This is a genomic window from Pseudomonas zhanjiangensis (assembly GCF_041027545.1).
GTDB classification, from domain to species: Bacteria; Pseudomonadota; Gammaproteobacteria; order Pseudomonadales; family Pseudomonadaceae; genus Aquipseudomonas; species Aquipseudomonas zhanjiangensis.
This window is the reverse complement of sequence record NZ_JBFTEG010000001.1, coordinates 58,948-74,039: the sequence shown is the minus strand read 5'-3', so window position 1 is coordinate 74,039 and position 15,092 is coordinate 58,948. Positions and strand designations below refer to the sequence as shown.

Below are 15,092 nucleotides of genomic sequence, written 5' to 3'. Positions count from 1 at the left end.
TCCAGGTCGGGCGACAGCGTTTGTCGCCCCGGGACTTGAGACTGGCCGAACTGCTAACCTAGCCCGACTGAACGGATGCGACCGCGCCCCATGCTGACCCTCTACCACGCCCCAGACCTGGAAACCCTCGGCGAGCTGGCCACCACCCTGCTCGCCCAGCCGCTGGCCGACTCCTTCGCCCCGGCGCGGGTGGTGGTGCCCAGCCAGGGCATCGGCCGCTGGCTGACCCTGGAGCTGGCGCGCAAGCAGGGCATCGCCATGCAGCTCGAGGTGCAGCTGCCCTCGGCCTTCGTCTGGGAATTGTCGCGCGCGGTGCTCGGTCAGCTGCCGGAGCAGTCGGCATTCACCCCCGCTACCCTGGCCTGGCGCCTCTACGACTGGCTGTGCGAGCCGGCCCAGCTGGCCCAGGCGCCGCGTCTGGCGCATTACCTGGAGGGTGGCGACGAACGCCGGCGGCTGTCGCTGGCGCTGAAGATCGCCGACGTATTCGACCAATACCTGTTGTATCGCGACGACTGGCTGGCCGCCTGGGAGCGCGACGAGCTGCTCGAACTGGGCCCCGACGAGGCCTGGCAGGCGCTGCTCTGGCGCGAGCTGACCGAGGGCGGCCACCCGCACCGCGCGCGTCTGCTCGACGACCTGCTACAGCGCCTGTACGACGACGCGCCCATCGCCGGCCTGCCCGAACGCCTGCTGGTGTTCGGCATCAGCGCCCTGGCGCCGCATCACATGCGCGTGCTCGACGGCCTGGCGCGGCATACGCAAGTCGTCATTTTCGCCCTCAACCCCTGCCGCGAGGCCTGGGGCGAGATCCGTGACGTCCGCGAGCTGGCCCGGCAATCCGAGCTCGCCCCCGACGACTGGTACCTGGACGTCGGCCACCCCCTGCTGGCCAGCCTCGGCAAGCAGGGCCGGGATTTCTTCGACAGCCTGTTCGCCCTGGCCTCGACCGAGGGCAGCCAGGAGCTGGGCATCTACTCGGAGGATGCCGACCTGCACGATGCCAGCCTGCTACAGGCGCTGCAGAACGACATCCTGCGCCTGCGCACCCGCACGGCGGACGAGCGGCTGGTCTTGCGCGAGGACGACCGTTCGCTGGAGCTGCACGTCGCCCACTCGCCGCTGCGCGAGGTGGAGATCCTCCACGACCAGCTGCTCGCACGCTTCCAGGCCGACCCCACGCTGAGCCCGGACCAGGTGGTGGTGCTGACCCCGGACATCGAGCGCTACGCCCCCTATATCGAGGCGGTTTTTTCATCCAGGAAAGGCGCCCCGCGCGACCGGCAAGCGCCCGCGACCACGCCCTATATCCCGTTCAGCCTGGCCGACCGCAGCCTGCGCGCCGAGGTGCCGCTGATCGAGGCCTTCCTCGACCTGCTGGCCCTGCCCGACAGCCGCTTCAGCGCCGAGGAAGTGCTCGGCTGGCTGGAGCAGCCGGCCCTGGCACGGCGCGCCGGGATCGAGGCCGAGGACTTGCCGCTGCTGCGCGACTGGCTGCGCGAGGCCGGCGTGCGCTGGGGCCGCGACGACGGCCACCGGGCCCAGCTCGGCCTGCCGGCGGACGCCGCCTTCACCTGGCGCCAGGGCCTCGACCGCCTGCTGCTGGGCTTCGCCGCGCCGCCGCAGCTGGCCGGCCTGGCGGCGCCGCTGCTCGGCGACAGCTGGCCGCTGGATGCCCTGGAAGGCGCCCGCGCCCAGCTGCTCGGACGCCTGGCCGGCTTCGTCGAGCGCCTCGCGACGCTGGCGCAGAGCCTGCAACGGCCAAGGCCGCTGGCCGAATGGGCCGAGACCCTGCTGGCGCTGATCGACGCCCTGTTCGACGAGCGCGAGGCCGGCGACAGCCTGTTGCTGCTGTCCAGGGCCTGCGCCGCCCTGGCCGAACAGGCGAGCGCGGCCGGCATCGAGCGGCCGCTGGAGCTGGCGCTGGTGCGCCAGCAGCTGACCACGGCGCTGGAACAGGGCGGCGGCGCCTCGGGCTTTCTCACCGGCGCGGTGACCTTCTGCACCATGGTGCCGATGCGCAGCCTGCCGTTCCGCCTGGTCTGCCTGCTAGGCCTGGACGACGGCGCCCTGCCCCGGCGCACCCCGGCCGCCGGCTTCGACCTGATCGCCCAGCAGCCGCGTCGCGGCGATCGCGCGCGGCGCCTGGACGACCGCTACCTGCTGCTCGAGACCCTGCTCTCGGCGCGCGGCGGCCTGTACCTGAGCTATGTCGGCCGCGACCCGCGCAGCAACGCCGAACTGCCGCCCTCGGTGCTGGTCAGCGAGCTGCTGGACGTGATCGACCTCACCGCGACCCACAGGGAGGTGGGAAGTGCAGCAAGCGGCCGGGAGCCGCTGCTGCCCGTCGTCAGCACTAAGGCAAGTGCCCGGATCACCCATCACCACCCGTTGCAGCCGTTCGCCCCCGGCAACTTCGCCGGGGCGCGCCAGGCCGGCTTCTCCGCGGCCTGGTTCCAGGCGGCCGAGCGCCTCAGCGCGCCGGCGGCGCCACCCGCGCCCTTCGCCACGCCCCTGCCGGCGCCAGGTGGGGACGGGCCGGGCGGCGATCCGCTGTGCCTGGAACCGAGCCAACTGATCCACTGCTTCAAGCACCCGGCGCGCTACCTGCTGGAGCAACGCCTGGGCCTGCGCCTGGCGCAGAGCGAGGAGGCCCTGGCCGGCGACGAGCCCTTCAGCGTCGAATGGACCAGCCAGCACGGCCTGCGCCAGCTGGCCCTGCAGGCGGTCGAGCGCGGCTGGAGCGAGGCCGAGGAACGCGCGGTGGCCGCCGCCTCCGGCTGGCTGCCAGTGGGCGAGCTGGGCCAGGCGCACTGGGGGCAGATCCGCGGGCCGATCCGCGCCTTCGCCCCGACCCTGTTCGACGAACGCCCGCAGGATGCGCCGCAGCCGCTGCTGGTCGACCTGCGCCTGGCCGGCGTGCGCATCCACGGCTGGCTCGACGGCGTCACGGCCAGCGGCCTGATCGACTACCGCCTGCGCGACCTCGGCGCCTGGGAGCTGGCGCCGTTCTGGCTGCGCCACCTGTTGCTCAATTACGCCGCCGGCCCGGGCATCGCCCGCGACAGCCGCCTGCTGTCGCCGCGAAGCGAGTGGCGCCTGGGGCCTTTGGCCGATCCCCTGGCGCTGCTCGAGCCCTGGCTCGAGGCCTACAAGTCGGCGCTCTGCGAACCGCTGCCGCTGCTGGCCAAGTGCAGCCACGGCTTCGCCCGCAAGTGGCGCAAGCCCGGGCGCAAGGAGCCGATCGAGGCGGCGCGGGCCGAGGCGCGGCTGATGTGGCAGGGCAACGACTACCTGACCGGCGAGGGCCAGGACCCCTGGAACGCCCTGGCCTTCCGTGACCGCGATCCGCTCGACGAACGCTTCGAAGCGCTGGCCGAACGGCTCTACGGCCCGGCGCTGGATGCCCTGCAGGGCGAGGAGGACGAGGCATGAACAGCGCCAGCCTGGATCTGCTGCAGGACAGCTTCGCCGGCCGCTCGCTGATCGAGGCCAGCGCCGGCACCGGCAAGACCTGGACCCTCACCGCGCTCTACGCCCGCCTGCTGCTGGAGCAGCAGCTGAGCGTCGGCCAGATTCTGGTGGTGACCTTCACCACCGCGGCCACCGCCGAGCTGCGTGAGCGCATCCGCAAGCGTCTGGCCGAACTGCTGGCGGTCTACGAGCAGGGTCCCGGCAGCGATGAGCTGCTCAACCGCCTGCACGCCCAGTACCCGGATGCGGCCAGCCACCGGCGCCTGCTGCTGGCGGTGCACGGCTTCGACGAGGCGGCCATCTTCACCATCCACGGTTTCTGCCAGCGCGCCCTGCAGGACGCGGCCTTCGAGGCCGGCGGGGACTTCGACAACGAGCTGACCCAGGACGACCGGGAGATTCTCGACGCCCTGCTCGCCGACCTCTGGCGCCATGAGCTGGCCGCCGCCGAGCCGGAATGGGCGGCCTTCCTGGTCCAGCAGAAACTCACTCCCCAGGTCCTGCGCCAGCGCCTGCGCGGCCACCTGGGCAAGCCCTACCTGCGCATCGAGCCGGCACCCGGTGCGCACGCCGAACTGGCCCCGCTGCGCGCCGCCTGGCAGCAGGCCCACGCGGCCTGGCAGGCGCACAGCGGCGCCTGGCTGGAGCAGCTCAGGGCGTTCGACGGCTTCAAGAGCAACATGGTCGACCCGATCAAGCTGGCCGCCTGGCAGCAGGAGCTGGACGGCTACTTCGGCGATGCGGCGGCCCTGTTCGGCAAGGCCGAGGGCCTGCGCCGGCTGTCTCGCGAGGGCCTGCTCAAGGCCAGCAAGAAGGGCGCGGCGGCGCCGGACAGCCCGCTGGCTGAGGCCCTGCAGGCGCTCGTCGAGGCGCTGGAGGCGGCGCAGCCGCAAGCCGAGCAGCGCCTGATCGACCTGCAGGTACGGCTGATCGGCCAGCTCAATCAGCAGCTGCCGCAGCGCAAGGCGGCCCAGCGCCTGCTGGCCTTCGACGATCTGCTCAACCAGCTGCAGCAGGCGCTGTACGGCGAGGGCGGCGAGCACCTGGCGCAGACCCTGTGCCGCCAGTACCCGGTGGCGCTGATCGACGAGTTCCAGGACACCGACCCGGTGCAGTACCAGGTGTTTCGCCGCATCTATCGGGACGCCGGCGACCTGTGCTTCGTCGGCGACCCCAAGCAGGCCATCTACGCCTTCCGCGGCGCCGACCTGGCCACCTACCTGCAGGCCCGCGGCGAAGCGGCGCGCCAATACAGCCTGGCCACCAACCACCGCTCCACCCCCGAGCTGATCGCCGCGCTCAACCAGCTGTTCGACCGGGCCAGGCCCTTCGCCGAACCGGGCCTGGTCTATCCGTCGGTGGGCGCCAGCCAGCGCCCGCGGCCGCGTCTGGTACTGCCCGAGCAGGCCGAGGCGGCGCCGCTGGCGCTGGTCTGGCTGGAGGATGACTACCTGACCAAGGGCCAGGCCGGGACCCTGGCCGCGCGCGACACGGCCCGGCGCATCGCCGCGGTGCTCAGCGCCAGCGGTAATGGCGACGCCTATTTCGAGCAGGCGGACGCGCGCACGCCGATCAGGGGCGGCGACATCGCGGTGCTGGTCGCCAGCCACCGCCAGGCCGCCGAGGTGGCCGCCGAGCTGAGCGCGCGCGGCGTGCCCAGCGTGCGCCGCGGCAAGGAGAACGTCTGGCACAGCGAGGAGGCCGAGGCCCTGGCCGCGGTGCTCGCCGCCTATGCCGAGCCCGGCCGCGAGGGCGCCCTGCGCTATGCCCTGGCCAGCCGCCTGCTGGGGCGCAGCGCCGCCGACCTGGCCGCCTGCCAGGACGACGCGCGGGCCTGGGACGAGGAGCGCGAGGCCGCCGAGCGCTACCACCAGCTGTGGCAGCAGCAGGGCTTCATGCGCGCCTTCCGCGCCTGGCTCGACGAGCAGCAGGTGGCGCCGCGCCTGCTGGCGCTGGTCGATGGCGAACGGCGGCTGACCAACCTGCTGCACCTGGCCGAGCTGCTGCAGAGCGAGAGTCTGCAGCGCCCGGGGCTGGAGCAGCTGCTGGCCTGGTTCAACGACCAGCGCCGCGCCGAGGCCCACGGCGAGGACGCCCTGCTGCGCCTGGAAAGCGATGCCGAGCGGGTGCAGATCGTCACCATCCACACCTCCAAGGGCCTGGAGTACCCGCTGGTGTTCTGCCCCTACCTGTGGGACGGCGCCCTGCTGCGGCAGAGCGAGGACATCAGCTGCCACGCCGACGACGGCACGCCGCTGCTCGACCTCGGCGGCGAGCGGCTCGACCAGCACCGCGAACGCGCCCGCCGGGAACGCTTCGCCGAGAAGCTGCGCCTGGCCTATGTGGCCCTGACCCGCGCCCGCGATCGCCTGTGGCTGCACTGGGGGCCGGTCGACTGCCGGCCGAAGAAGGACGGCAGCCTCGCCGATTCCGGTCTGCACAGCAGCGCCCTGGCCTGGCTGCTGCACGGTCGCCAGTTGCCGGGCGCGGATGCCCTGGACGAACTGGCCGGCCACCTGCAGAGCCTCGACCCGGCCGGCCTGCGCGGCGAAGTCGAGCAGCTGGTGGCCGCCAGCCAGGGCCGCATGGCGCTGCTGCCACCCTATGCGGGCGAGGCCAGCGCCGCTGGTGAGGCCCGCGCGCCGGCGCCGCAGCACCTGGCCCAGCTACAGCGCAGCCTGCACAGCGCCTGGCGCATCGGCAGCTTTTCGGGATTGGCGGCGGGCCTGCACATGGAGGCGCCGGACCGCGACGCCCTGGCCATTCCGGCCGCCAGCGAACCGGGCAGCGGCTTCTTCGCCTTCCCTCGCGGCGCCCGTGCCGGCACCTGCCTGCACGCCATCCTCGAGGACTGGGCGCGGGGCAAGGCCCCGCTGGCCGAACTGGTCGAGCCGGCGCTGAGCGGCCACGGCATCGACGCCGCCGGCTGGACCGAGATCGCCCGCCAGCAGTTGCAGCGGGTCATCGACACCGACCTGGACGGCAACGGCCTGTGCCTGGCCGGCCTGGACCCGGCGCGGCGCCTGCCGGAGCTGGGCTTCACCTTCCCGGTGGCCGGGCTCGACGTGCAGCGCCTGCGCGCCATTCTCGCCGACCCGGTCCATGGCCTGCCGGCGCCGATGCGCGAGGCCGCCGCGCGCCTGGAGTTCGACAGCCTCAAGGGTTTTCTCAAGGGCTTCATCGACCTGACCTTCGAGCATGAAGGGCGCTGGTACATCGCCGACTACAAGTCCAACTGGCTCGGCCCGGATGCCAGCCACTACCAGGGTGAGCGACTGGTCCAGGCATTGGCCTGCGAGCATTACTACCTGCAGTACCTGATCTACCTGGTGGCGCTGCGGCGCTTCCTGCGCCAGCGCCTGGGCGACTTCGACGACAGCCAGCTGGGCGGCGCCTACTACCTGTTCCTGCGCGGCATGCCCGGCGCCGGGGTGTATTTCGCCCGGCCACCCGGAAGCCTGCTCGACGCCCTGGACCGACTGTTCGAGGAGGGCCGCTGATGAATCTGGATAGCCTGCCCCTCGGCCCCCTGGAGCGCGCCCTGCTCGCCAGCCTGCGGCGCCTCGAGCCCAGCGCCGAGCCTCTGGTGCTGGCCTCGGCCGCCCTGCTGTGCGCCGCGCTGGAACAGGGCGACGTCTGTCTGCCGCTGGCGCGCCTGGCCGGCCAGCGACCCTGGCCCGAGCACGACTTCACGCTGCCGCCGCTGGGCGAATGGCGCGAGGGGCTCGAGGCCTCGTCCCTGGTCGGCATGCCGGGTGACTTCGTCCCGCTGATCCTCACGGGCGAGCGCCTCTACCTGGCGCGCTACGAGGCCTACGAACGCCAGCTGGCCGCACAGCTGCTGGCCCGCGCCGGCGATCGCCCGGCGGTCGACGAGACCCGCCTGAGCGAGAGCCTGACGCGGCTGTTCGCCTTCAATGCGTCATCACAAGCGGGACAGCGGCCCGACTGGCAGCGCCTGGCTGCGGCCCAGGCGGTGCGCCGGCGTCTGGCGGTGATCTCCGGTGGCCCCGGCACTGGCAAGACCACCACAGTGGTGCGCCTGCTCGCCGCGCTGCTGGAGCAACGGGGCGGCCATCCGCAAGACGCCGGTCTGGCCATCGGCCTGGCTGCGCCCACCGGCAAGGCGGCGGCGCGCATGGCCGAGGCGATTCGCGGCGCCAAGGCCGCGCTGCCGGTCGAGCAGGCGATCAAGGACGCCCTGCCGGAAGAGGCGCGCACCCTGCACCGCCTGCTCGGCAGCCGCGGCGACACCCCGGCGGTGCGCCATCACGCCGGCAACCCGCTGGCCCTGGATGTGCTGGTGGTGGACGAGGCCTCGATGGTCGACCTGGCGCTGATGGCCAAGCTGGTCGACGCGCTGCCGCCGAGCGCGCGGCTGATCCTGCTCGGCGACAAGGACCAGCTGTGCGCGGTGGAGGCCGGTGCGGTGTTCGCCGAACTGTGCGAGGGACGCGGCTTCGACGCCGCGGCGGCGGCCGAGCTCGAGCGCCTCACTGGTCAGGCCGTGGCGGTGGAGCCACCCTCCTCGGCGCTGGGCGATGCGGTGGTGCTGCTGACCCACAGCCACCGCTTCGCCGGCGACAGTGGCATCGGCGAGCTGGCCCGGCGGATCAACGGCGGCGATGTCGCCGGCACCCGCCAGCTGTTGCAGGAGGGGCGGCCCGACCTGGCGTGGAACGCCCAGCCGACCCCGCAGGATCTGCTCGAACGTTTGGACCAGGGCTACGGGCCCTACCTGGCGGCGGCCAGAGTCGGCGAGCCGGCCGCCGCCTTCGCCGCCTTCAACGCCTTTCGCGCACTCTGCGCCCAGCGCGAAGGCGCCTGGGGCGTGGCCGGGATCAACGAGGCGCTGGAGGCGCGGATCAAGCGCCGCGTCCAGGTCGCCGGGCGCGAGCGCTGGTACGTCGGCCGGCCGGTGATGGTGCGGCAGAACGACTACGCCCTGGGCCTGTTCAACGGCGATATCGGTCTGTGTCTGCAGACCGACCACGGCCTGCGGGTGTTCTTCGAGTCCGAGGACGGCTACCGGCCCTTCGCCCCGGCGCGCCTGCCCAGCCATGACAGCGCCTTCGCCATGACCGTGCACAAGAGCCAGGGTTCGGAGTTTGCCGAGGTGCTGCTGGCGCTGCCCGAGCAGCCCAGCCCGCTGCTGACCCGCAGCCTGTTCTACACCGGCATCACCCGCGCCAAGCGCAAGGTCGAGATCTGGGCGCTGGCGCCGCGCCTGGCCGAGGCGGTGGCGACCCGCGCCGAACGGGCGGCGGGACTGGCCGAGCGCCTGGCCGCGGTGCCTGCGCGACAGGCGCCAGGGCCGGCCAGTGCCAGTACCCAGCTAGGCCTGTTCGACTAGCGGGTGTGGCGCATGCCTACACTGAGCGGTGCACACTGGGGTTCAAGCAAGGGGGGATTGTCGATGCGCAAGCAGGTAGTGGCGGTGTGGCTGGCGAGCCTGTTGCTGGCGAACGGGGCCGCGGCCGAGCCCCTGCGCCTGGTCACCGGCGACGGCTATGCGCCCTTCACCGGCCGCGACCTGCCCGGCGGCGGCCTGCTTACCCAGTTGGTCGAGCAGGCCCTGGCGCAGCAGCGCATCGGCAATCGCCTGGACTGGCGGCCCTGGAATCGTGGCCTGCTGATGACCCGCCAGGCAGAGTACGAGGCCACCTTCCCCTACGTGCCTTCTCCGGCGCTGGCCGAGGACTTCCTGTTTTCCGAGCCGCTGCTGCGGGTCCGGCAGCATCTATTCTCCCTGGCAGGTCAGCGCTATGAAGTCGATGACCTGGCGGCACTGGTCGGCAAGCGCCTGTGCTACCCGCTGGGCTGGCAGCTGCCGGAGGCGATTCAGGTCATGGTCGAGCGGCGTCAACTGACCCGCCATGCGCCCCAGGGGCTGAACGAGTGCGCCCGGCTGCTGCTGCTTGGGCGCGATGACTTCTTCATCGCCAACGGCCCCATAGGCGCCGCGGCCCTGAGAGCCACCGGCAAGCCGGAGACGCTGTTTCGCCGTTCCGCCAGCGGCTTCGCCGAAACCAGCCTGCACCTGCTGGTGTCGCGCCAGCACCCGCGTGCCGAGCAGGTGCTGCAGACCATCAACCGCAGCCTGGCGCAGTTTCGCACTGGCGACGGCTACCAGCGTCTGCTCGGCGCCTACCTCGAGGCCCGCGATTGCCAGAGCGGGCACTGAGTCTAGGACCCGCTCGCCAGCAGCCCCATCACCAGCGGCAGGCTGGCCGCGGCGAGCAGGGTCTGCAGGGTGATGATCCCGGCCATCAGGTGGCTGTCGCCGCCCAGCTGGCGGGTCAGCACGTAGGCGGTGGGCGCCGTCGGCAGGGCGAAGAACAGCACCAGCACGCTGCTCTCCATCGCCGGCAGGCGCAGCCCATAGGCCACCGCCCAGGCCAGCAGCGGCATACCGAGCAGGCGCAACAGGCTGTTGCTGGCCAGCGCCGGCACCTCGCCGCCGAGCTGCTCGGGCTTCAGCGCCGCGCCGACGCAGAGCAGGCCCAGCGGCAGGCTGGCGGCGGCAAGCAGGCCGAGCAGGCGGTCGCTGCCGCCGGGCAGGCCGAGGCCGGAGAGGTTGACCAGGGCGCCGCCGAGGCAGGCGAGGATCAGCGGGTTCTTCAGGATCGGCAGCAGCAGGCTGCGCGCGCTGACCCCGCGCTCGGCGGTCAGCGACCAGACCGACAGCACATTCACCGTCGGCACCATCAGCGCCAGCATCAGTGCCGCCAGGGCCAGACCTTCGCGACCGAACAGGCTGCCCACCGCCGCCAGGCCCAGGTAGGTGTTGAAGCGCAGAGCGCCCTGGCTGAAGGCGCCGAAGCGAGCGGCCGGCCAGCCGCGCAGGCGGCGCAGCAGCAGCAGGGCCAGCCAGGCGAGGCCCAGGCCGAGCATCACCGCCAACGCCAGGCGCGGCAGCGCCGGGTTGTCCAGCGGTGCGTTGGCCAGGCTGCTGAACAGCAGCGCCGGAAACAGGATGAAGTAGTTCAGCCGCTCGGCGCCGGGCCAGAAGGCGTCGTTGGGAAACTCCCGGCGGCGCAGCCAGTAGCCGGCGACGATCAGGGCGAACAATGGCCACAGGGCCAGTAGCAAATCCAGCACGGCAATCTCCGGCTACGAGCGGGGCGGCCATCTTCACCAGCGCCGTGTGGCGATGCAACAGCACAAGCCACTAGGCTGGGGAATATCCGCTCACCGAGGAACCAGCATGAACGACATATATTGCGGCGGCTGCCAGTGCGGCGCGCTGCGTTACCAGTTCCGTGCGCCCCTGCGTGACATCGCCCACTGCCATTGCTCGGTGTGCCGGCGCAGCAGCGGCGGCATCGTCACCACCTGGATCACGGTGCCGCTGACGAGCTTCCGCTGGCTGACCGGCACGCCACGCCAGTACGCTTGCTCGCCGACCTGTACGCGCAGCTTCTGCCCGACCTGCGGGGCCCAGCTCTGTCTGTTCACCAGCCTCAGCCCAGAGACCCTGGACGTCACCGTGGCTACCCTCGATCGGCCGGAACTGGCGCCTGCCGATCGACATATCTGGGTGCAGAGCCGGCTGCCCTGGCTGCACCTGGACGAACACTTGCCCGAGGAACAGCAGGAGGTGCTTTCCTGATCAGCGCCAGAACGGTTTGTCCAGCTCTCTCAGGCGGTCGCTGGGGCTGATTCCGGCGTCTGCCAGCAGATGTTCGTCGAGCTGCGCCAGCTGGCGGCGGGTGCGGGCATTGAGCTGCCAGCGGCGCAAGGCGGCGCGCAATTGGGCGAACCAGTGAACTCGGGGTTGGCGGGTGGTCGGCGAGGTGCCGCTGAGTACCTGCTCCATGGCGATAGGCCTTCCCGCGTGGGCGGGTGTGGGGTATGGGTAGTCATGGTCGCCCATACCTCGCCATGGTTGCAGTCACAGCAAGACGGAATTGTATTGGCACAATTTACGGTTTCTAAAAACTGTGTTGCTCGTCTGCCGAGCAGCTGTACCCCTGGTTGGTAAACCCCCGGGTTCAGAACGACAAAACCCGCCGACGCGGTGCGTGGGCGGGTTTTGCTGGGAGCGGTCCAGGTCCGGCTTGCGCCGTGCCGCTTAGCGCCAGAACGGCTTGCTCAGCTCAGCGTGGCGCTGGGCTTCGCTGATGCCGGCGTCGGCCAGCAGGCGGGCATCCAGGCGCGCCAGTTGACGGCGGCTGGTTCTGCGGCGCTGCCAGGTCAACAGGGCGGCGACCATGCGCAGCGGCAGGTTGCCGGTGGCGCTGGAGGAGTTTTGTTCGAACAGCAGGTCGGAACTGAGTGTACGTTCCATGGTGTGTCATCCTTCCGCTTATGGCGGGTCTAGAGAGTGTTTTGCCTGGTGCCAATATTCCTCCTCTTGCCAACAGTTCAATAGTCACAGCTGAGATAAATTGCAGGGCTATTAGATAGTTTGCTTGGTAACTGTTTTGCTAATTTATTGCTTAACTGTACTGTTGCTAAGTGAAATGGCATGTATGTGGTGCTATGGCAGTTATTTTATCTGGCTTAGTGTCTATAAGCAGTGATTTGCTATAGGTACAGTTGCAAATTGATTGGGACTGTCATCTGACCTGTAGTTCAGCTTTTTTTGCATTTGCCGGTTTCGATAGCGGGCTACTGTTCCGGTCAGCACGGCTCTTTGCGATCGTGCGGCGATAAAAAAAACCCGGCACGAGGGCCGGGTTTTTCAAGCGGGCGAGGGGGGCTCAGTCGACTGCCTTGACCATGTCTTCGATGACCTTCTTGGCGTCGCCGAAGACCATCATGGTCTTGTCCAGGTAGAACAGTTCGTTGTCCAGGCCGGCGTAGCCGCTGGCCATCGAGCGCTTGTTGACGATCACGGTCTTGGCCTTGTAGGCCTCGAGGATCGGCATGCCGGCGATCGGCGACTTCGGATCGTTCTTCGCGGCCGGGTTGACCACGTCGTTGGCGCCGAGCACCAGCACCACATCGGCCTGGCCGAACTCGGAGTTGATGTCCTCCATCTCGAACACCTGCTCGTAGGGTACTTCGGCCTCGGCCAGCAGAACGTTCATGTGCCCCGGCATACGACCCGCCACCGGGTGGATCGCGTACTTCACGGTCACGCCCAGGTGGGTCAGCTTCTCGGCCAGTTCCATCAGCGCGTGCTGGGCACGGGCCACTGCCAGGCCGTAGCCCGGAACGATGATCACGGTGTCGGCGTTGGTCAGCAGGAAGGCGGCGTCGTCGCTGGAGCCGGACTTGACCGGGCGCTGCTCGCCGCTGCCCGCTGCCGGGCCGGCGTCCACCGCGCCGCCGAAGCCGCCGAGGATGACGTTGAAGAACGAGCGGTTCATCGCCTTGCACATGATGTAGGAGAGGATCGCACCCGAGGAGCCGACCAGCGAACCGGCGATGATCAGCATCGAGTTGTTCAGCGAGAAGCCGATACCGGCCGCCGCCCAGCCCGAGTAGCTGTTGAGCATCGACACCACCACCGGCATGTCGGCGCCACCGATCGGGATGATGATCAGCACGCCGATGACGAACGCCAGGGCCACCAGCAGGGCGAAGGCGCCGATGTTGCCGGTAAAGGTGAACACCAGGCCGAGGCCGATGATCGCCAGGCCGACCGCCAGGTTGAACAGGTGCTGGCCGGCGAACTGTACCGGTGCGCCTTGGAACAGGCGGAACTTGTACTTGCCCGACAGCTTGCCGAAGGCGATCACCGAGCCGGAGAAGGTGATGGCACCGATGGCCGCGCCGAGGAACAGTTCCAGGCGGTTGCCGGCCGGAATCGCATCGCCGAGGCTGGCAACGATGCCCAGCGACTGCGGCTCGACCACCGCGGCGATGGCGATGAACACCGCGGCCAGACCGATCATGCTGTGCATGAAGGCCACCAGCTCGGGCATCTTGGTCATTTCCACACGCTTGGCCATGATCGAGCCGGCGGTGCCGCCGACCAGCAGGCCGAGCAGCACATAGCCGACGCCGGCGCTGGCGCCCATTTGCTCGCTCAGCTTGTAGATCAGGCCGACCGTGGTGACGATGGCGATGGCCATGCCGATCATGCCGAACAGGTTGCCGCGGCGCGAGCTGGTCGGGTGCGACAGGCCCTTGAGCGCCTGGATAAAGCAGATCGAGGCGACGAGGTAGAGAACAGTGATCAGGTTCATGCTCATGGTCAGTGCTTCTCCACAGCGGCTTTCGGCGCTTTCTTCTTGAACATTTCCAGCATGCGCCGGGTGACCAGGAAGCCGCCGAACACGTTGACCGCGGCCAGGGCCACGGCCAGGGTGCCCATGGTCTTGCCCAGCGGGGTGACGGTGAGGGCGGCGGCCAGCATGGCGCCGACGATGACGATCGCGGAAATCGCGTTGGTCACCGCCATCAGCGGCGTGTGCAGGGCCGGGGTGACATTCCACACCACGTGGTAGCCGACGTAGATCGCCAGCACGAAGATGATCAGGTTGTAGATGCCGTCGGAAATCAGATCCATGTCCGTCGCTCCCCTTAGCCGTTGGTACGGACGACTTGGCCGTCGCGGCACATCAGGCACGCGGCGACGATGTCGTCTTCGAGGTTGAGGTGGAACTGGCCATCCTTGTCGATGACCAGCTTGAGGAAGTCCAGCAAGTTGCGCGCATACAGCGCCGAGGCGTCGGCCGGTACCATTGCTGCCAGGTTGCTGTGGCCGACGATGGTCACGCCGTGCTGGATCACCACCTGCTCGGCGACCGTCAGCGGGCAGTTGCCGCCCTGGGCGGCAGCCAGGTCGATGACCACCGAGCCGGGCTTCATTTCCTTGACGGTTTCTTCTTTCAGCAGTACCGGTGCCTTGCGGCCCGGAATCAGCGCGGTGGTGATGACGATATCGGCCTGCTTGGCGCGCTCGTGCACCGCCTTGGCCTGGCGCTCCATCCACGACTGCGGCATCGGCCGGGCATAGCCGCCGACGCCCTGGGCGCATTCGCGTTCTTCATCGGTCTCGAAGGGCACGTCGACGAACTTGGCGCCGAGCGACTCGATCTGCTCCTTCACCGCCGGACGCACGTCGGAGGCCTCGATCACCGCGCCCAGGCGCTTGGCCGTGGCGATGGCCTGCAGGCCGGCCACTCCGGCGCCGAGAATCAGCACGCGGGCGGCCTTCACCGTACCGGCGGCAGTCATCAGCATGGGCATGAAGCGCGGGTAGTGATTGGCCGCCAGCATCACCGCCTTGTAGCCGGCGATGTTGGCCTGCGAGCTGAGTACGTCCAGGCTCTGCGCGCGGGAGGTGCGCGGCGCGGCCTCGAGGGCGAAGGCGGTGATGCCACGGGCGTTCATCCGCGCGATGGTCTCGTTGCTGAACGGGTTGAGCATGCCCACCAGCACCGCGCCGGTCTTCATGTGCGCCAGTTCGGCTTCGCTTGGGGCCACCACCTTGAGCACCAGGTCGGCGCCGAAGGCCGCCGCGTCGCTGCCAATGGACGCACCGACCGCCTGGTAGGCCGCATCCGGAATGCTGGCGCTGACGCCGGCTCCGCTCTGCACGGTGACCTGGTGGCCTTGGCCCACCAGCTTCTTGATGGTCTCAGGCGTCGCGGCAACCCGCGTCTCGCCGGCATGGGTTTCGAGAGGAACACCGATGTGCACGTCAAATCTCCTGCGTGATC

At 69.9% G+C, this 15,092-nt stretch carries 11 protein-coding genes; 5 read left to right on the top strand and 6 right to left on the bottom strand.

Going from position 1 to position 15,092, the window contains the following annotated elements; all coding sequences use genetic code 11:
- Positions 1-90 precede the first annotated feature (90 nt).
- From recC to AB5S05_RS00290, 4 genes are all read left to right on the top strand, one after another.
- Positions 91-3,435 (top strand): exodeoxyribonuclease V subunit gamma, encoded by a 3,345-nt coding sequence (gene recC, locus AB5S05_RS00305; protein WP_369285400.1) that lies wholly within the window; start codon positions 91-93, stop codon positions 3,433-3,435.
- The gene (gene recB, locus AB5S05_RS00300) at positions 3,432-6,974 is read left to right on the top strand and encodes an exodeoxyribonuclease V subunit beta (RefSeq protein WP_369285399.1); all 3,543 of its coding nucleotides are present in this window, start codon (positions 3,432-3,434) and stop codon (positions 6,972-6,974) included. Before recC ends, recB begins: the two co-directional genes overlap by 4 nt.
- A complete protein-coding gene (recD, locus tag AB5S05_RS00295) occupies positions 6,974-8,827 on the top strand; it encodes an exodeoxyribonuclease V subunit alpha (RefSeq protein WP_369285398.1) in 1,854 nt (617 codons plus the stop codon). Before recB ends, recD begins: the two co-directional genes overlap by 1 nt.
- 63 nt (positions 8,828-8,890) lie before the next feature.
- On the top strand, positions 8,891-9,658 hold the full coding sequence (locus AB5S05_RS00290; protein ID WP_369285397.1) for a substrate-binding periplasmic protein: 768 nt from the start codon (positions 8,891-8,893) through the stop codon (positions 9,656-9,658).
- A gap of 2 nt (positions 9,659-9,660) precedes the next feature.
- On the opposite strand, the gene AB5S05_RS00285 is transcribed toward AB5S05_RS00290, so the two are convergent.
- Positions 9,661-10,575, bottom strand: a complete 915-nt coding sequence (locus AB5S05_RS00285) for an AEC family transporter (RefSeq protein ID WP_369285396.1) — start codon at positions 10,573-10,575, stop codon at positions 9,661-9,663.
- Between the two features lie 106 nt (positions 10,576-10,681).
- Here AB5S05_RS00285 and AB5S05_RS00280 point away from each other — a divergent pair, with 106 nt between their 5' ends.
- Positions 10,682-11,086, top strand: coding sequence for a GFA family protein (locus tag AB5S05_RS00280; protein ID WP_369285395.1), 405 nt, complete (start codon positions 10,682-10,684; stop codon positions 11,084-11,086).
- Here AB5S05_RS00280 and AB5S05_RS00275 read toward each other — a convergent pair whose 3' ends face one another.
- The 5 genes from AB5S05_RS00275 to AB5S05_RS00255 all read right to left on the bottom strand — a co-directional run bounded on the left by AB5S05_RS00275 (position 11,087) and on the right by AB5S05_RS00255 (position 15,072).
- Entirely contained in the window at positions 11,087-11,293 is a 207-nt protein-coding gene (locus AB5S05_RS00275) for a DUF1127 domain-containing protein (RefSeq protein WP_369285393.1), read from the bottom strand.
- 255 nt (positions 11,294-11,548) lie between these two features.
- On the bottom strand, positions 11,549-11,764 hold the full coding sequence (locus AB5S05_RS00270; protein ID WP_369285392.1) for a DUF1127 domain-containing protein: 216 nt from the start codon (positions 11,762-11,764) through the stop codon (positions 11,549-11,551).
- A gap of 415 nt (positions 11,765-12,179) precedes the next feature.
- Positions 12,180-13,619 carry an NAD(P)(+) transhydrogenase (Re/Si-specific) subunit beta gene (locus AB5S05_RS00265; RefSeq protein WP_369285391.1) on the bottom strand — a complete coding sequence of 480 codons (1,440 nt, stop codon included), beginning with the start codon at positions 13,617-13,619 and terminating at the stop codon, positions 12,180-12,182.
- A gap of 2 nt (positions 13,620-13,621) precedes the next feature.
- On the bottom strand, positions 13,622-13,936 hold the full coding sequence (locus AB5S05_RS00260) for an NAD(P) transhydrogenase subunit alpha part 2 (protein WP_369285390.1): 315 nt from the start codon (positions 13,934-13,936) through the stop codon (positions 13,622-13,624).
- Positions 13,937-13,950: 14 nt separating this feature from the next.
- Entirely contained in the window at positions 13,951-15,072 is a 1,122-nt protein-coding gene (locus AB5S05_RS00255) for a Re/Si-specific NAD(P)(+) transhydrogenase subunit alpha (protein ID WP_369285389.1), read from the bottom strand.
- Positions 15,073-15,092 lie beyond the last annotated feature (20 nt).